The organism is Pontibacter russatus (assembly GCF_009931655.1).
GTDB classification, from domain to species: domain Bacteria; phylum Bacteroidota; class Bacteroidia; order Cytophagales; family Hymenobacteraceae; genus Pontibacter; species Pontibacter russatus.
In genome coordinates, this window is record NZ_CP047984.1 from 4,448,450 (window position 1) to 4,466,241 (window position 17,792).

At 56.4% G+C, this 17,792-nt stretch carries 16 protein-coding genes; 9 read left to right on the forward strand and 7 right to left on the reverse strand.

Going from position 1 to position 17,792, the window contains the following annotated elements:
• Window positions 1-31 precede the first annotated feature (31 nt).
• The 4 genes from GSQ62_RS18430 (at window position 32) to GSQ62_RS18445 (ending at window position 4,716) form a co-directional block, all read left to right on the forward strand.
• Entirely contained in the window at window positions 32-2,761 is a 2,730-nt protein-coding gene (locus GSQ62_RS18430; protein WP_237586805.1) for a T9SS type B sorting domain-containing protein, read from the forward strand.
• On the forward strand, window positions 2,758-3,183 hold the full coding sequence (locus GSQ62_RS18435; protein ID WP_161890864.1) for a thiol-disulfide oxidoreductase DCC family protein: 426 nt from the start codon (window positions 2,758-2,760) through the stop codon (window positions 3,181-3,183). The genes GSQ62_RS18430 and GSQ62_RS18435 overlap by 4 nt, the downstream gene beginning before the upstream one ends.
• A 135-nt stretch (window positions 3,184-3,318) precedes the next feature.
• Window positions 3,319-4,200, forward strand: a complete 882-nt coding sequence (gene fabD / locus GSQ62_RS18440) for an ACP S-malonyltransferase (RefSeq protein WP_161890865.1) — start codon at window positions 3,319-3,321, stop codon at window positions 4,198-4,200.
• A gap of 282 nt (window positions 4,201-4,482) precedes the next feature.
• Entirely contained in the window at window positions 4,483-4,716 is a 234-nt protein-coding gene (locus GSQ62_RS18445; RefSeq protein WP_161890866.1) for a hypothetical protein, read from the forward strand.
• A 184-nt stretch (window positions 4,717-4,900) separates the two neighbouring features.
• Here GSQ62_RS18445 and folK read toward each other — a convergent pair whose 3' ends face one another.
• Window positions 4,901-5,392, reverse strand: coding sequence for a 2-amino-4-hydroxy-6-hydroxymethyldihydropteridine diphosphokinase (folK, locus tag GSQ62_RS18450; protein WP_161890867.1), 492 nt, complete (start codon window positions 5,390-5,392; stop codon window positions 4,901-4,903).
• A complete protein-coding gene (locus GSQ62_RS18455; RefSeq protein WP_161890868.1) occupies window positions 5,385-6,230 on the reverse strand; it encodes an alpha/beta hydrolase family protein in 846 nt (281 codons plus the stop codon). The genes folK and GSQ62_RS18455 overlap by 8 nt, the downstream gene beginning before the upstream one ends.
• Before the next feature lie 376 nt (window positions 6,231-6,606).
• Between GSQ62_RS18455 and GSQ62_RS18460 the strand changes: the two genes are divergently transcribed.
• The 5 genes from GSQ62_RS18460 to GSQ62_RS18480 all read left to right on the forward strand — a co-directional run bounded on the left by GSQ62_RS18460 (window position 6,607) and on the right by GSQ62_RS18480 (window position 10,401).
• Entirely contained in the window at window positions 6,607-7,584 is a 978-nt protein-coding gene (locus GSQ62_RS18460) for a polyprenyl synthetase family protein (RefSeq protein ID WP_161890869.1), read from the forward strand.
• A 119-nt stretch (window positions 7,585-7,703) separates the two neighbouring features.
• A complete protein-coding gene (locus GSQ62_RS18465) occupies window positions 7,704-8,219 on the forward strand; it encodes an energy transducer TonB (protein WP_161890870.1) in 516 nt (171 codons plus the stop codon).
• 265 nt (window positions 8,220-8,484) lie between these two features.
• The gene (locus tag GSQ62_RS18470) at window positions 8,485-8,946 is read left to right on the forward strand and encodes a DUF6265 family protein (RefSeq protein ID WP_237586807.1); all 462 of its coding nucleotides are present in this window, start codon (window positions 8,485-8,487) and stop codon (window positions 8,944-8,946) included.
• Window positions 8,904-9,641 (forward strand): class I SAM-dependent methyltransferase, encoded by a 738-nt coding sequence (locus GSQ62_RS18475; RefSeq protein ID WP_237586809.1) that lies wholly within the window; start codon window positions 8,904-8,906, stop codon window positions 9,639-9,641. Before GSQ62_RS18470 ends, GSQ62_RS18475 begins: the two co-directional genes overlap by 43 nt.
• A gap of 193 nt (window positions 9,642-9,834) precedes the next feature.
• Window positions 9,835-10,401, forward strand: a complete 567-nt coding sequence (locus tag GSQ62_RS18480) for a sugar O-acetyltransferase (RefSeq protein ID WP_161890871.1) — start codon at window positions 9,835-9,837, stop codon at window positions 10,399-10,401.
• Between the two features lie 11 nt (window positions 10,402-10,412).
• On the opposite strand, the gene GSQ62_RS20925 is transcribed toward GSQ62_RS18480, so the two are convergent.
• The 5 genes from GSQ62_RS20925 to GSQ62_RS18500 form a co-directional block, all read right to left on the reverse strand.
• On the reverse strand, window positions 10,413-11,000 hold the full coding sequence (locus tag GSQ62_RS20925; protein ID WP_237586811.1) for a sugar phosphate isomerase/epimerase: 588 nt from the start codon (window positions 10,998-11,000) through the stop codon (window positions 10,413-10,415).
• Window positions 10,997-11,338, reverse strand: a complete 342-nt coding sequence (locus GSQ62_RS20930; protein ID WP_237586813.1) for a hypothetical protein — start codon at window positions 11,336-11,338, stop codon at window positions 10,997-10,999. The genes GSQ62_RS20925 and GSQ62_RS20930 overlap by 4 nt, the downstream gene beginning before the upstream one ends.
• A 25-nt stretch (window positions 11,339-11,363) precedes the next feature.
• Entirely contained in the window at window positions 11,364-12,812 is a 1,449-nt protein-coding gene (locus GSQ62_RS18490; RefSeq protein WP_161890872.1) for a c-type cytochrome domain-containing protein, read from the reverse strand.
• A gap of 110 nt (window positions 12,813-12,922) precedes the next feature.
• Window positions 12,923-14,419, reverse strand: a complete 1,497-nt coding sequence (locus GSQ62_RS18495; protein WP_161890873.1) for a DUF1501 domain-containing protein — start codon at window positions 14,417-14,419, stop codon at window positions 12,923-12,925.
• Window positions 14,420-14,537: 118 nt separating this feature from the next.
• The gene (locus GSQ62_RS18500) at window positions 14,538-17,285 is read right to left on the reverse strand and encodes a DUF1553 domain-containing protein (RefSeq protein WP_161890874.1); all 2,748 of its coding nucleotides are present in this window, start codon (window positions 17,283-17,285) and stop codon (window positions 14,538-14,540) included.
• Window positions 17,286-17,792 lie beyond the last annotated feature (507 nt).

Below are 17,792 nucleotides of genomic sequence, written 5' to 3' on the forward strand. Positions count from 1 at the left end.
AACCCAGCTTTCTATGCCAAATTGTTTACGCATGAAGTACTTGCTGCGCGCCAGTCTGCTGTTCGTGCTTTTACATTTTGTGTCCGGTGTTTTCACAGAGGCCCAGGCAACACACATACGGGCAGGAGACATCACCGCCCAGCGCGACACGACCCCCAACCCCAACCCCCGCCGCTTCTTTTTCACCATGACGATATATACCGATCAGGCCTCCTCTGCTGAAGATCCGATTGTATATATGAACATGGGCGGCGGAGTCGTGCTGGAAGTGCCGCGGCTTGCCGTAATCCCCATCGGGAACGAGACCGACCGGGAGGTATATAAATGGGAGTACACTTTCCCGACAGATGGAACCCACCGGGTTTCGTGGGTGGGCGTAAACCGCAACAACGACATCCTGAACATGGCGCCGCCATCCGACCAGCGATCTTTTTTCATTGAGACGGTCATCAACATCAACGCATTGCGTGGCTTCAACAGCACGCCGGTGCTGACGGTGGCGCCGATAGACATCGCGGCGGTGGGGCGGCGGTACGTGCATAACCCCGGCGCCTACGACGCAGACGGCGACAGCCTGGCCTTTAAGCTGATCGTGCCCCGCTACGAAGACGCGCAGGGCAGGATAACCGTTGTCCCGGGCTACAGTTTGCCGCACCTGACGTTTAACTGCACGACCTCGGACGGGGGCGCTGCGGCCTTTCTGACGCTTGACGCCCTGACGGGCCAGCTGACGTGGGACGCGCCGTGCGTGAAGGGGGAGTACAACGTTGCCTTCGTGGTGGAGGAGTGGCGGGTGTCGGAGAACGGTGGGGCGGTGAAACTGGGGGAGGTGGTGCGCGACATGCAGATCCTGGTGCGGGAGTCGGAGAACCGGCCGCCGGTGCTGGAGCCGCGGGACACGTGCGTGGTGGCAGGTACGATGTTGCGTGGCGCAGTGCGGGCCACGGACCCTGACGGGGACCTGGTGGACCTGACGGTGGCGGGTTCGGGCATCGTTCCGCCGGCCACCTTCGAGCAGACGGTGCGTGCGCCGGGGGAGGCGGCCGGGGTGCTGGCCTGGCAAACCCAGTGCTCGGACGTGCGGGAGCGCCCCTACCAGGTAGTGTTCCGGGCGCGGGATGTGCGCCCGCCAGGGGAGGAGCGCCTGACGGACCTGCAGCCCTGGAATATCCGGGTGGTGGGCCCGGCGCCGGAGAATCTGGTTGCACGGGCCGGTCAGGGCGAGGTGGCCCTGACCTGGGACGCCTACACCTGTGAGAACGCCTCCTCCATCCGGGTATACCGGCGGGAGGGCCCCTCAGGCTTCGTTCCCAACGGCTGCCAGACGGGTGTGCCTGCCTCGACGGGCTACGTGCTGATCGGAGAGGTGGAGGCCTCAGCCTCAGGCTTCACGGACACGGGGGCGCAGGCCGGGGTGGAGTACTGTTACATCATTTACGCGGTGTTCCCCTCGCCGGGGCGGGGCGAGAGCCTGGCATCCAACGAGGCCTGCGCGGGTGTGGAGCGCGACATCCCCTACCTCACCAACGTGACGGTGGAGCAGACCTCCGCCACCGACGGCCGCATCCTGGTCCGCTGGACGCAGCCTGAGCCGGGGCAACTGATTCCACCGTTGGAGTACCGGCTGCTGCGCAAGACAGGCCAGGGAGCCGGCGAGGGATATGTGGAAGTGTACCGCAGCCGAAACATGGCCGACACGGTGTTCGTGGACAAGGGGCTGAATACACTGGAGGAAGCCTACCGCTACCGCCTGGAGCTCTACCAGGCACCGACCGGGGGCGGCCAACCCACCGAACTGCGGGAGGGGGCGGAGGCCTCGAGCGTGCGCCTGGAGGTGACCCCGGCAGAGGGAGAGGAGGCAGCCTTCGAGCTGTCGTGGACGTACCAGGTGCCGTGGGACAACACAGCCGGGCCCCTGCACCGCATCTATAGGCGCGCGCCGGGCGGGGCGCTCACGCTTATTGACAGCGTGGCGGCCACGGCCGCGGGAGGCGCCTACACCGACGATAGCCCCGGGCTGGAGCGGGGGGCAGACTACTGCTACGTGATAGAGACGGCCGGGGCCTACCAGGTGGCGGGGCTGCCGGCGCCGCTGCGGAACCGGAGTCAGGAAACGTGCGCGCAACTAGAGAAGCTAGTGTGTCCGCCGGAGCTGAGCATTAATCAGCTGGACTGCGAGGCCTTCGCCCGCAGCCCGCAGGAGCCGCCATACGAAAATGTTCTGACGTGGGTGCCGCAGGTAGGCGGGGACTGCACCGACCAGATCGCCTTCTACACAGTGTACTTCCGCTCCTCCCCGGATGCAGAGTACGCGCCCATTGGAACCACAGAGGAAACAAGCTTCACCCACTCCGGGTTGGAATCATACGCCGGGTGCTACGTGGTGACGGCCACGGACGAGGCCGGTCGGGAAAGCACGATGAGCAATGAGGTTTGCAACGACAACTGCATCACATTCGTGCTGCCCAACGTCATCACCCCCAACGGGGACGATAAGAACGATGTGTTCCGGCCAGGGCCGGGGACGGCGTTCATCAAGAGCATGAAGTTCCGGGTGTTCAACCGCTGGGGCGCCGAGGTGTACTCCAGCCAGGCCACCAGCGGAGGGGACGCTCTCTACATCAACTGGCCGGGGGTAAATGCGGAGGGGAACCCACTGAGCGACGGCACGTACTTCTACGAGGCCGAGGTGGAGTTCCACACGCTGGACCCGGCCAAGGCCCGCGCCACCTACAAGGGATGGGTTGAGATCATCAGGTGACACGCCAAAACTACAACACGCTGAACAGGGAAGCCATCGTTTTTTACGATGGCACCTGCGGCTTTTGCCAGGCAAGTGTTCAGCTTGTGCTGAAGCATAACGTGCGTCGCAATCTCAAATTCGCCGCGCTCCAGTCGGAAGTTTTCAAGGCCTTAGCGTCCTCCTCACAACTCCCTGAGCCTTTGCCGGATTCAGTTGTCTTTTATGAGCAGGGCCTGGTATATACTGCCTCGGATGCCGTGCTGCGCATCGCCCGCCATCTCAGGTTTCCGTTCAGCGCGCTTTACTATTTCCGGTTTATTCCTTTATCTTTCCGCAATCTGCTGTACCGCTATGTCGCCAGGCACCGCTACAACATCGCGGGGCAGAAAGAAGCATGCCTGCTGCCGTCGCCTGAAGAGCGGGCGCGGTTTATGGCGTAAATTGCTATATGGTTAATTGTTGAATGGTTAAAGGTTGTGCCCTTTAATTGTCTAAACTCATCTTCGGACCGAGCGAAACCATTTAACAACTTAGCCATTCAACAATTCAAGAGGAAAACCATAAACGAACAACGAATGAAGAAAGCATACATTTTCCCGGGACAAGGGTCCCAGTTCACAGGGATGGGTAAAGGTCTGTATGAGCAGCATGAGGAAGTAATGCGACTGTTTGACATGGCGAATGAAATTCTGGTCTTCGATATCACAGCCGTCATGTTCAGCGGCACCGACGAGGAGTTGAAGCAGACGAAAGTTACGCAGCCCGCCATATTCCTGCACTCCGTGGCACAGGCCGCCGTGGCCAAAGACTTTCACCCGGATATGGTGGCGGGACATTCGCTCGGAGAGTTCTCGGCGCTGGTGGCCAGTAAGGTGCTTCGTTTCGAAGACGGGCTCCGGCTGGTATCGAAACGCGCCTTGGCCATGCAGGCCGCCTGCGAGGCGAACCCTTCTACCATGGCGGCCATCCTGGGTTTGGAGGATGCAAAAGTGGAAGAGGTGTGCGCCTCTATCGAAGGTGAGGTAGTTGTGGCTGCAAATTATAACTGCCCCGGCCAACTCGTGATCTCCGGAACCAACAGGGGAATTGAGCTTGCCTGTGAGAAAATGAAGGAGGCTGGCGCCAAACGGGCGCTCCCGCTGCCGGTGGGTGGTGCGTTCCACTCCCCTCTGATGAAGCCGGCTGAGGAGGAACTGGCAAAGGCCATTAGCGAAACAACCTTCCACGAAGGCATCTGCCCCATCTATCAGAACGTGGATGCCCGGCCACACACGGACCCGGAGGAAATCAAACAGAACTTGATTAAGCAGCTGACCGCCCCGGTGCGCTGGACACAGACGGTGCAGGCCATGCTTGCCGACGGCGCCACACACTTCGTGGAGTGCGGCCCGGGCAAGGTGTTGCAGGGCCTGGTGAAGAAGATAGACCGGAACGCGGAGGTCAGTTCAGCAGAATAATTTCTCAGCATATATGCCTATATACAAGAAGAGCCCTTTCCGGCATATGTCCGGGGAGGGTTCTTTTGTTTTTGAGGACCTTCCTCAGCCTGTGGTGCGCCTTGCCTATATACCCGAATCATGAAAAGTAGCTGAGAATGTTTGAGGTTGCCGGCACCACGGACGCCTCTTTTATATATGTGCTGATGGGGCAGGCCTTGGTGGCCATGTTCTTTTCATCGGCTGTAAATGATGTGCTGATCAGGGGGATATACGCTGGCTTTTCTTCGGAAGAAGCAGCTGATGCTGTGGTATGTGCCTGTTGCCACGGTGCTATATATGCCGGACGATTCCCGGAAGGAGGGATTCAGTATAGAGAACATCGTTTTCTCCGTCACCGTGGGATTTACGCCTGCCTATACAGTGCTGAAGACAGGGACAATCTGGCTGTCGGTCGGGCTGCACAGGGGCGGAGACGTAATAAACAGGGTGCTGTATGGTTTTAGCGGGCAGGGCATCTGGAAACTGACTGGATAATATGGCGGAGGGGCCGCTTTTCCAATACCTAGGCCTTGCTGTTACTGCCCTGCTGTTTCCGGTGGTCAATCTGCTGCTGCAGCGCAGGGTGCTGAAAACGGATGAAGTAACTAAAGCGCAGGGAACGGTGCCAGCTGCAAATATGGCCTGGTGGTTACCTCACGGAGACGGTATATCCTCTCCTTTAACTCCCTTCCCGAATTTCCCGAACCTCCAGTGCATCCGGGCACGCAGCCAACAGCCCGGCTACGGTCTTTCCAAGAACGGGGTGCATCCGGTCGGGAACCAGTTCGGCCAGCGGCAGCAGCGTGAAACGGCGCAGGTGCAGTTGCGGGTGCGGAATGGTGAGGCGCTGGCTTTGCAGCACGATGTCCTCATAAAATAAAATGTCGATGTCAATGACGCGGGCTCCCCAGTGCTCCAGCCGCACCCGGCCCAGTTCCTGCTCCAGGTTATTTATCCTTTGCAATAGCTGCGCTGGCTGCAGCTCCGTCTGCATCTCCAGCACCTGGTTCAGGAAGGCGGGCTGATCGGTTTTGCCCCAGGCCGCCGTTTCATATATACCGGAGGACCGCAGGATGCCGCCGACCTGTTTGGCTAGCCCTTCGCGGGCCTGCGCCAGATAAGAGAGGCGGTCGCCGAGATTGCCGCCCAGCAGCAGGTAAGTCTTAGGCATGGCGCTGAAAGAAGTTCATGGTCAGGTCTGCGGCGGCGCGGGCAGGGGCGGGCAACTCGCCGTGCGGGTACGGGTGCTGGCCTCCGAAAGAGTGGTTGGTATCGGGCAACAGGCGCAACTCGGCGTCGGGTTTCCATTTTTTCAGGTCATGTGCCATCTGCAGCGGCAGTGTCTCGTCCTGTTCGCCGTGCAGGATGAGCAGCGGCTGGCTCATTTTTCTGATGACCTGCGGGATGTCGAGGCGCGCGCGGTTCAGGTGATAGTCTTCGGCCAACTGGTAATAGAGCGGCATCTGCTGACCCGTGCGGCCATTGAGCACGTACTGCACGCCTTCCTGCTTCCACTGTGCCATCTGCGGCTCCGTCCAGCGCTGGTCGTAATCGCTCACAGCCGACCAGGTGGCCACGGCTTTCACACGGGGCTCCTCGGCAGCCTTCAGAATAACGGCCCCGCCACCCCGGCTGTGCCCAACAAGGTAAATGCGATTCAAATCGAGCTCCTGCCGCTGTATGGGTGGGTTCGTGTCGTGCAGCAGGTCGATGAGCGCCTGCATGTCGTCGAGTTCAAGGCTGAAGTTGTTGTTGCCGAAAGCCTCCAGGTCGTGCAGGTCGCTGTCGTCCTCCACGGAGGTGCCGTTGTAGGCAAAATTGAATTTCACGAACACAAACCCGTTTTCGGCGAAGTGGCGGGCCAGCAGGTTAAAGTGCCCCCAGTCTTTGAAGCCCTTGAAGCCGTGCGTGAAGATAACCACGGGCTTTGGCCGGCTGTCGGGCATATAGGTGGCGTCGGCAGTGAAAGGGCGCCCGTGCACCGGGTATACGACAAAATCTACTTTCATACTTTCTGTTGTTGGTTGCTGGTTGTTAGGCGGTAAAGTGATTTGAATTTATTTAGCGTAGCCTTCCCTCCTTGAAGCTTATTATATATAACTCATTTATATGGCTTGTTATACGTGCTAGTTATATATAAATCACTCTTTGTATGACCCACTTTTTGAAATCGCTGTAATAAGATGGCTATATGCGTTCATAATATATGAACATTATATATGGCAAAGCCAGCAGTAAATCATATAGCAGTTCATCCTCATCAACCAACAATTTACAAACAGCAACCATCCATCCAACCATACAGCAATTTAACAATAAAAACCCGTTTTGCGGGCCCGCGTTTGGAAACCACTCTGCGGGATAGTAATATTGCGGTCTTAACACATGAGCATCAGCCTAAAGGATATACAAGCGCCCATTGCGCCGGAAATGCAGCTTTTCGAGAAGAAGTTCAGGGCTTCGATGAAGTCGAAAGTGCTGCTTCTGGACCGGATCATGAGCTACATCGTGAAGCGCAAGGGCAAGCAGATGCGCCCGATGTTCGTGTTCTTCACGGCCAAGTTGTTCCGCGAAAGCATCAGCGAGGCCACTTACCGCGGCGCCGCCCTGATCGAGCTGTTGCACACCGCCACGCTGGTGCACGACGACGTGGTGGACGACGCCAACTACCGCCGGGGCTTCTTCTCGGTGAACGCCCTCTGGAAAAACAAGATTGCCGTGCTGGTGGGCGATTACCTGCTCTCTAAGGGCCTGCTGCTCTCGCTGCAAAACGACGATTACGACCTGCTGAAGATCGTGTCGAACGCGGTGCGGGAGATGAGCGAGGGGGAGTTGCTGCAGATGGAGAAAGCGCGCCGCCTCGATATAACAGAGGAAGTGTACTTCGACATCATCCGGCAGAAGACCGCCTCCCTGATTGCCTCCTGCTGCGCCGTGGGCGCCGCCTCGGCGGGGGCCTGCAAAGAGGAGGTGGAGAAAGCCCGCCTGTTTGGCGAGAAAGTGGGCATCGCCTTTCAGATAAAGGACGACTTGTTCGACTACGGCACCGCCGAGATAGGCAAGCCGGTGGGCATCGACATCAAAGAGAAAAAGATGACCCTGCCGCTGATACACGCCCTGCGCCAGGCCGACTGGCTGACGAAGCGCCGCATTATCTACAACGTGAAAAACAACAACGGCGACAGCAGGCGCGTGCAGGACGTCATTGATTTTGTGAAGCAGTCGGGCGGCATCGCCTATACCATCAAACTCATGAACCAGTACCATGCGGAAGCGCTGGCTATTCTGGGCACATTCCCCGCGTCGCCCTCGCGCACGTCGCTGGAGCAGCTCATCGCCTACACCATAGAGCGAGAGAAATAGCTCTTTTGCAGCTGGAATAAGACATATCAAACTTTTTTCGGTATTTTACGATAGCATTGCTGATGCTGTAATGGCAAGTCCTCTCAGTTAATCACACTGCTTCACCACACATGCTGCATATGCGCAAGGCCCTGCTTCTGATCGGCACGATGCTGCTGATGTTCTTCCATTCGGTATCGGCCCAGGATCGGGATCCGGTCTTCGTACACGAGCGGTACAAACACCCCACCGAGCTCTTGGCTGAGAAGATGCTGCCGGACGTGTTTGAGCTGTCGAAGCTGTGCGAGAACTCTGTCACGTTTGTGCGCTTTGTGATCGGCGCCGACGGGAACGTGAAGAACGTGGCCTGCACCAAGGATACCCCCGCCGTTATCGCCGAATCGCTGAAAGAGGCGGTGCTGGCAACCAATGGCAGCTGGCTGCCAAAGGAAGTGAACGGCAAAGCCGTGGAAAGCAGGCCCTACCTGCTGCCCGTGATGTATAATGTAAGCTACGGGTGTCCCAGAAGAGACAACAGCGCCAACAAATTTGAGGAGGCCGTGCGGCGCGTGCTGGTGTTTGACGATAGTACCGTGACGGAGTCCATGGAGTGTACCTTACTGCCCCCCATGGTGCAGCGCTACTCTAAAAACTGACACGATTTATATATAGCCGGTTATATATGGCCGGCGTTCCGCCAGCCTTCCATATGCCATAGGCAGCCTATATATCCTGCCGTGCTGGCGGTTTCTTTACGGCTGCTTCTCCAGGTTCAAGAGGCGTCTGTTTAAGGATAGGTTGCGATATAGCATCCGAAGTGCTACCTTAAGCATCCATTAAATATAATTGCCACCTTCACTAAGCCAATACCTGTATATGAGAAGCTTTTCCCTTTTATTCCTCCTTTTATTGTCCGTTTGTTTGCTACCATCTGCAGTTGCCCAAACCAAGGCCCAGGCAGGGCCGTTGGGAGCGATGCAGTTTATTGAGGGGCACTGGAAAGCGACCCAGCCCGACGGCTCCACCGTAGAGGGCACCTGGCTGGCCCCGCAGGGAGACAACATGCTGGGCATGATGCGCATGATGAAGGACGGCAAAGCAACCATGTACGAGATACTGGCTTACGAACCATCCGGGAAAGGGCTGGTGTCGCTGGTGAAGCACTTTAAGCCGGGCCTGATCGGGATAGAGGAGAAAGAAAAGCAGGACCGCTATAATTTCCTGGAGGCCACGAAGGGCCAGGCATATTTTGAGAAAGAGGGCGGCGATCTCCGCATCCTTTACGAGCAGCGCTCCCCCGATCAGTTTGCGATAATGCGGGGGAACCAGGAGAACGGCCAGTGGGTGTACAAGGATCTGTTCTTATTCAACCGCGTGAAGTAGCCTCGCTGGCATCCCCGGCGGCCATATATGCCCGCGCCGCCCAAAACCTGGCGCGCCTACAGCAAAACGATATGGGTATCAACACCAATACCTGGAACCGCGTCCGCTACACGGTCTATTTACCCGTCTATGACTTTGTGGCTGACCGCGTGTTCCGGAAATACAGGCAGCGCTCCGTCTCCTTGCTGCAGGCCTCGCTCACAGATGCCATCCTGCTGCTGGGCGCGGGCAGCGGCCTCGATTTACCCTATCTACGCAACTACACCAACCTCACCGCCATCGACATAACGCCGGGCATGGTAGCAAAACTGGAAAAGCGGGCGCAGCGCCTGAACCTGCCGGTGCGTGCAGCGGTGATGAATGGCCAGCAACTCCGCTTTGCCGACGCCTCCTTCGATGCCGTCATCCTCCACCTCATCCTCGCCGTGATTCCGGACCCCGTGGCCTGCCTGCGGGAGGTGGAGCGGGTGCTGAAGCCGGGCGGCACCGTGATGGTGTTTGACAAGTTCCTGCCTGATGGCGAAACGCCCTCGCTGCTGCGCCGCCTGCTCAACCAGGTTGCCAGCACCCTCTTCTCCGACATCAACCGCCGCCTCGGCGACATTGTCCGCCACACCGCGCTGTATCAGGAACTGAACGAACCGGCTGCCTTGGGCGGCGCCTTCCGGATTGTGCGGCTGCGCAAACCGGCGTAACGGCGGCGTGGTTAAGCTTTAAAGAAAACCGGTCGCATCGGCTGTTTCCTTCCGATGAGTAGGTGCTTGCCACTTTCAGAGGTAGGGTTACTCTTTTCGCAGGACCCGAAGCAAGTGCGGGTTGCCCCGCTTTCAGGGCGGCAAAAAATGAGGCAAGTACAGCGGTAGGCGAATTACTAAAACATAAAGTTATATGAAAACTGAAAAAGAGAAAATGCTCGCGGGCGAGCTGTACGACCCCCTGGACAAGCAGCTTTCGGACGAGAGGCTGCGGACAAGGCTTCTGATCAAGGAACTGAACGACTCAAGGGAGGACGAGACAGCGGAGCGGGCGCGCATCCTGAAGGAACTGATCCCAAATGCCGGAGACGGCCTGTGGCTGCAACCGCCTTTTTACTGCGACTACGGCAGCAACATGGTGGTGGGCGAGCGGGTGTTTTTCAACTTCAACTGCGTGGTGCTCGACGTCATGCAGGTAACCATCGGCAGCAGGACCATGTTCGGCCCCAATGTGCAACTCTATACCGCCACGCATCCCTTGAACCATATGGAGCGCTCTTCTGGCGTAGAGTATGCCAAACCCATTGCCATCGGGGAGGATGTGTGGATGGGCGGCAGCGTGGTGGTTTGCCCCGGCGTCACCATCGGCGACCGCTCCGTGATTGGCGCGGGCAGCGTTGTCACCAAAGACATCCCCTCCGATGTGTTTGCCGCCGGAAACCCCTGCCGTGTCATCCGGTCACTGGCGCAGGCGGAATAGAAATGGTTTGCCTATGATGTATATCTCTCGCGCAGCAGGTGCATCATATGGACATTTACTGCCCACTGGTCAGCTACCGGCTGCCGCGTATACGGCAGGGTGGGCATGTAATTGGGCGGGCCGAACTCTGTCAACACTGTCAGAGGCTCTCCCTTTGCTGTTTTCAACTGCACTACCTTATCCCACCAGGCAAAATGCGCTTCCACGGCCTCCGCCCACTCGGGGGCGCGTGGGTCGCTAACCTGGGGGCCCTGCGCGTGCCCGATGCGGGCATGCACATGGTCCACCCTCGGCAAAGCCAGGTCCATGGTGCTTTGCTGATCTTGCAACAAGCTCTCGCTCACGTTACACCAGTGGGAAGCATCGAGGGTAATCCTTAGGTCGGGAATCTGCTCGATATATTGTCTGGCTACAGAAGCGGCAAACAGCATCCGGGAACGGTGGGTTTCGTGACTGATCCTGATGCCGGTCTTTTTAGAGAGGGCGGTGGTATAATCAATAAAAGCCTTGTTTTCTTCAAAGCTAAAATAATCTTTCCCTGAGTGGCAGTTGATATACAGCGGCTTCACTGAGCTGTTGCCCGCCGCCGCACTTATCATTTCCTTAAAATAGTTGAAGTTTTCCCGCCAGTTGCTGTGCCCAGCGCCGCAGAGGAACCTTCCTCCAGGTCGTATTCTTTCAGCAGGGAGAACAGTGCGCCCTGCTCTTTCTTCTTCATAGGCCACCAGATCTCAATGCCGTCATAACCCTCTTTTTTTACCTGGGCACAATACGCTTGCAGGGAGCCGGGATAGCCCCATTCAGTGGCTAATACTTTCAGATCAAAATTGGCATTCGTCTTAAATGCAGGTTCGCGGGAGGTCGCAAACATATCCAGTGAGGAAAGTATCAGGGCAGTGGTCGTTGTTTGAATAAATCCTCTTCTATTGATAGACATGGGTTCGTTCTTAAAAAGGCATGAATTACTCTGATTGCGCCACCGACGGCTGCTGGTCTTTTACCTCTGTTTCTATGGAATTGCCGATGATGATTTGGAGTTCTTGCTGCTTTTGTTGCAAGGCCGCCACGCCGGCTGGCGTCACTTTTGTTTTCCAGAGGTACAGCTTTTGCAGGTGAGGGATCTTTGCCAGTAACATTATGCCTTTATCAGTAATGGGATTGCCATAGAGGTTGAGGTACTCCAGGTTAGGCAAGTTCACCAGTTGGGAAATACTGGCATCCGTTGCCTGGGTGTTCTGCAGGTACAGGCGCGTCAGGTTCCCAAATGTGCCGATGGCCGCCAGCAGGCTATCCGAAACTGGCGTCCCGTTCAGGTCCAGGGCTACGAGCTGCTCGGCCAGGGGTGCCAATGCCGACAGATCCTCCGGCACCGGGGCACCTGTCTTTCTTTGCACCTGGAGGAAGGGCTGCCCTTTTGCCAGCGGCATCACCAGAAAGCCGGCACGGTCAGCCGCTTGTAGCACTTGCTCCGGAGCGTGCGCTATCTTTTTGGCAAATACCGGGTTCTCCCATTTATTTCCTGCCGTATAATTGGCCAAAGCCAGCTTGACGGAGGGGGTCTGGGCCAGTTCCTTTACTTTTTTACCGGCCGCCGCACCGCCCTCATTTATCCACCAGGCAATCAATTGCAGCTCGGATTCGGTGAGGGGCTCTTTGCCTTTGGGCGGCATGGCGTGCTCGTCTTCCGGGGGCAGCAATAAACGCTTGTAAAGTTCACTACGGTACGCCTGACCGGCCTCCACCACAGAACCACCTTTTCCGCCTGCCTGCAAACCGGCAAAAGCCTCCAGCCGTAAGTCCCCCTTCTGCTTGGTCGGATTATGACAACTGATGCAGCGGCTGTCAAATATTGGCTGTATGATATCGGTATATACCACCGCTTCCGGCAGGTTCGTAATCACCTTCACCTTCTTGTTCTTGCCGGTTGAGCCGCCTGTAAAGGACTCCAGGGAAGTGGGAAAGTAAGTTGTCAGGTAGTCGGACCCGTGGGTAAGCGAACCGCCGTAATGGCCCGCCCCCATCATCAGCACCACCGTCAGGCTTAGCGTCAGGACATAAATCCGCTCTTTTAAGCGTGAAGCCTGGTTATTTAAGCGCGTCTTTAACAACAAGGCCCCCAGAGCCGCTATCGCCGTGCCTATCCCCATCCACTGGTGCAGAGCTAATGCGTCTTCATCATAACCACCTCCCAATGAAAGAAAGTAACCGAGTCCTGCGGCTAAGATGGAGCTCCAGGCGCCCAGGAACAAGACAAAGGAAACAGCATGCCTGATGCTCTGATAGCGCTGAAATCTGGAAAATAACTCAAGTAGGAAGGCGATGAGCAGAAAGCCAATGGGCAGGTGAACCAGCAAAGGGTGAAAGCGGCCAAAGAACAGTACAATTTCCGGCGGATCGGCGACCTCGAACATATAAGTTTAATGTGCTAATTTGAAAACTGATAAATGGATACACCTCCTGGCATGGGGCAGGCAACAAATACCCGCTTCTAAACTCGACTTTTATGACCTGAGCTATCTAATCAGGCAATGACTTCTTTGATTACCTTTCCATGCACATCGGTGAGGCGGAAATTACGGCCCTGGAAGGCATAGGTCAGTTTCTCATGGTCCATGCCCAACTGGTTTAGAATGGTGGCCTGTAAATCAAAAATGCTGGTCCGGCCACTGGTGCCATAATAGCCGATTTCGTCTGTTTCGCCATGGGTATAGCCGCCCTTGATGCCGCCGCCGGCCATCCAGACGGTAAAGGCATCGGTGTGGTGGTCCCGCCCCTTGAAGGACATCTCTTTGCCCTCGCGGTTTTCCTGCATCGGCGTGCGGCCAAACTCCGCCCCCCATACCACCAGCGTCTCGTCCAGTAGTCCGCGCATCTTCAGGTCCTCCAGCAGGGCCGCCACGGGTTTGTCAATGTTGCGGCATAGGTTGCCGAAGCCTTTGTCCAAGGCATTGGTGGGGTCATTGCCGTGGGAATCCCAGCCCCAGTCGAAGAGCTGCACAAAACGAACACCTTTTTCCACCAGCCGCCGGGCCAGCAGGCAGTTATTGGCAAAGGAGGCCTCTCCAGGTTCTGCCCCGTACATCTCGTGAATATAGGCGGGCTCTTTCTGGATATCCATCACCTCCGGCACCGAAACCTGCATTTTAAAGGCCATTTCATACTGTGAAATCCTGGATATTGTCTCGGGGTCATTCATCTCCTCATAGTGCAGTTGATTGACAGCGTTGATGGCTTCAATCGACTGCTTCCGCAGGTCGCGACCCATGCCAGCGGGGTTACCTACATACAAAACCGGTTCACCGTGCTGACGGCACTCCACCCCCTGGTACACGGTCGGTAGAAAGCCGCTGCCATAGCCGGCTTTTCCGGCGTCCGGGGCCTTGCCTCCTGAAAGCAGCACCATGAACCCGGGCAGGTTCTCGTTTTCCGAACCCAAGCCATAGGTAACCCAGGAACCCATGCTGGGCTTGCCCAGGCGCGCACTGCCGGTTTGCATCAGCAACTGGGCCGGCGCGTGATTGAACTGGTCGGTATGCATGGCTTTGAGAAAGGAAACTTCGTCGACCATCCTGCTGAATTCGGGGAGGTGCTCCGAAACCCAGGCGCCCGACTGGCCATACTGTTTAAACTTCGCCTGCGGGCCAAGCATTTTGGGCACACCCGTAATAAAGGCAAACTTTTTGCCTTCCAGCAGCGACTGCGGGCAATCCAAGCCGTCGAGCTTCTGCAAAGCGGGTTTATAATCGAATAATTCCAGTTGAGAAGGCGCTCCGGCCATATGCAGAAAAATGACGGATTTGGCCTTAGGGGCAAAATGCGGCGCCAGAGGCGCAAAAGGTTTGCTCAGGTCGCGGACAATTCCACTAACCGGGGCTGGGCCGCTTCCGTCTTTCATCCAGTTGCACCCGATTAGGGAGGACAGGGCCAGCGCCCCCAGTCCGGTCGTGCATTTGCCGAGGAAATGCCGGCGGGTCTGGTATTCTGCTTGTCGCATCAGTGCCTCTTCAAAAATATTCATACAGTATAACGCTTATGACACAGTACACGAGGTAAAAGTGTCAGGGATAACAATGGTTAATATGTACTGCAAGCCCCAGGGTGCTGTTCTGATACACTAATCTGAGGCGCTCGTTGTCTCATTCTTTCATCACGAACTCATCTAAGTTAATAATAGCACTGGCCACCAAAGTTAGTGCCGCCAGCTTGTGCGGGTCGGGGTTTTGCGCGCATGTTTCCTTGCCCAAAAACAAGGTTAGCTGCTGCGGGTTTTGGCGGTAATAGGTGTCCGCCTGCTGATACAGGGTAGCCAGCAGTTTCAGTTTCGGCGCCGACGGCTGATGGAAAAGGGCAGACGCATATCCTGCCGCGATTTGCTTTTCCGGGGTGCCATTGTGCCGTTGCATTTCACTGGCCAACCCTTGGGCTGCCAGCATGTAGACCGTATCGTTCAGAGTCACCAGGGCCTGCAGCGGAGTATTGGTCCGGATCCGCCGGGAAACGCAGATGGTCCGCTCCGACGCATCAAACGTCAGCAGCGAGGGGTAAGGGCTGGAACGGCGCCAGAAGGTATAAACGGCGCGGCGGAAAGCATCCTCCCCGGGGCTGGTTTCCCATTTCATGTTGCTGTATACAGTCTTCCATACTCCTTCGGGCTGCAGGGGCATCACGCTCTCGCCGTACTTATTGTCGCTCAGCAGGCCGCCTACAGCCAGCGCCTGGTCCCGGACCTGCTCTGCCGTGAGCCTGAAGCGGGGGCCTCGGGCCAGTAGCCGGTTGGCGGGGTCTTTCTCAATCATCTCCGGCGTCATGCCGGACGCCTGGCGGTAGGTATGGGACATGACCAGCAGCCTGAGCAGCTTTTTCACTTGCCAGCCCTGCTGGTGCTGAAAGTTCAGCGCCAACCAGTCCAGCAACTCCGGGTGCGAAGGCGTTGTGCCCTGAGAGCCGAAATCTTCCAGGCTCTCGACCAGGCCGTACCCAAAGAGCTGTTCCCAGAAGCGGTTTACCGTCACTCGAGCTGTTAAGGGGTTTTCCGGGCTTACCAGCCATTGCGCCAGACCGAGGCGGTTTTTAGGGTAAGCATCAAAAGACGGCAGGGCTTTCGGAGTGCCGGGCTGTACCTCTTTGCCTTTGGTTAACCAGTTGCCCCGGTCAAAAAGGTGGGTGCGGCGTCTGAAATCAGCGGGGTTCTCCTGCATAATCGGGGTTCTTTCGGCTCCGGAATTCAAAAGCTGCAGCAGCTTTTCCCTGGCTTCCGCATAACCCGGCTTGCCTGCGCCCGGCAGCAACTCCGTAAATAAAACCCACTCTATCTGATAAACATAGTCCTGAGGGTTTTTGAAGCTGGGATTGAGGAACACAAAATACAAATCATGGCTGCCCGAGGTCGGTTTAATCGAAATGATTTCTTTCCGGTAGGGCTGGGACTCCTTTAAGTCAGGTAATTTATATTCCCCCAGCACTTCCCCGTCTAGCCTGCCTTTCCGGATTTGGAGGGTGCCGCCCTTCCTGCTTGCTATATTCAGAATTACGTTTGTCTTTCCCGTTAAATTCACCGCTTTCAGGCGTGCGAATCCTTTATGGCCGCCGCCTAAATATTTACCGTCTATCATGGCGGCATTGGTTAACTCATCAAAGGTATGGGGGTGTATCTTCGGTTCTCCGATCCTGACCAGGTTTTCAATTCTGGCTAATTCTTCCTGTAGCTTTTGTTCCGGTAATACTTGCTTCACCCAGGTTTTTAGGGCAGTGACTTTAAGCTCCTCTTCTTTACTAAAATGCGCCAGGGTCGGAGACTCGTTGGGCACGTCCTCATCGCGGGTGTTGTTGAAAAAAGCCATCGACTGGTAAAACTCCTCATGCCGGATAGGATCATAAGGATGGCTGTGGCATTGTACGCAACCCATTGTGATGCCTTGCCATACTTCCCAGGTATTGCTTACCCGGTCCAGCAGCGCCGCCGTCCGGAATTCTTCATCATCCGTGCCGCCCTCATCGTTGTTGGCTGTGAGGCGGTGGTATGCGGTGGCTATCAACTGTTCCTCCGTGGGCTGGGGGAGCAGGTCTCCCGCCAACTGCTCAATGGTGAACTGGCTGAAGGGCTTGTCCTGGTTAAAGGATTTGATGACATAGTCCCGATAGCGCCACACGTTGCGGAACTGGTCCTTCTCATAGCCTTTCGTGTCGGAGTAACGGGCCACATCCAACCACATGGCCGCCCACCGTTCGCCAAAATGAGGGGACGCCAGCAAGCGGTCCACCTGTTTTTCGTAAGCGTTAGCGGAAGAGTCGCGCTCAAAGGCCTGAACCTCTTCTTCCGTGGGGGGTAAACCGATCAGGTCCAGGCTTAGCCGGCGGAGCAAAACAGTCTTGGGCGCGGGCGGCGCAGGGGAAAGCCCCTCCTGGTGCAGCCTCGCCCAGATAAAGTTGTCTACCGGGTTCGCAGCCCTGCCAGATTCATCTTCCGGCACCTGGGGTTCCCGTGGGGCGACATAAGCCCAATGGTCTGCCCAGTTGGCGCCTTGTTCTATCCATTTACCTATCTTCTCAATTTCCTCCGGCGACAAAGGCTCGGCGTGGTAAGGCATGCGCTCTTCTGGATCTTCGGAAACGAGGCGCCGCATGAGTTCACTGTTGTCCGGATCCCCTGGAATAATAGCGGGCTTGCCGGAGTCTGTTTTACTTAACGCGTCTTCGCGGGAAAATAAACTGAAGCCAGCGGTTTCTTTCACGCCGCCGTGGCAGGAGATACACTTGGTGTTCAGGATGGGGCGGATGTCGGCGTTGAAGTCTACTGAGGTCGCGTGTCGCTGGGTACAGCCAACGTAAACCAGGAACATCGCCATCAGGAAGGATGAAAGGGTATAGAAATATCTTCTGGACATTATCTTTAAAAGTTTGCTGTTGTGCAGTGGTCCCTGAACTATTACCGCTTTAATGTAATAATCCACCCAGATAACTCCCTAAAGGATAGTAAATTTGCGTGCCGTAACCACGGTGATACAATAAATCAATATTACCTCTTTTTTTTAAAGCAATCAATAGACAGAAGGCCGGTAATGATGGACAGCCTTATTGTTTTGTAAGTGTTAGAAGCATAGGAAGCAGAGGCTGGCGGCGATTACCGGGTTTAAAGTGGCGGTTTTGCAGGAAAGCTAACCTTGGCTGGTGAGTCCTATAGAGCATGATGGCACATGGACTTGCAATAAAAAGGGGACAAAAGATGAGGCAGCTATAGATGTTTGATTAAGCCGCCGCTCCATCCACACCGGCGACCGATCCATGATTGGAACTAGCATCGTTGTCGTCAAGAACATACCCTCGGATGTGTTTGCCGCCTGGGATCCCCTGTCACGTCATCCGGTTGCTGGCGCAGGCGGAGTAGAAGTGGT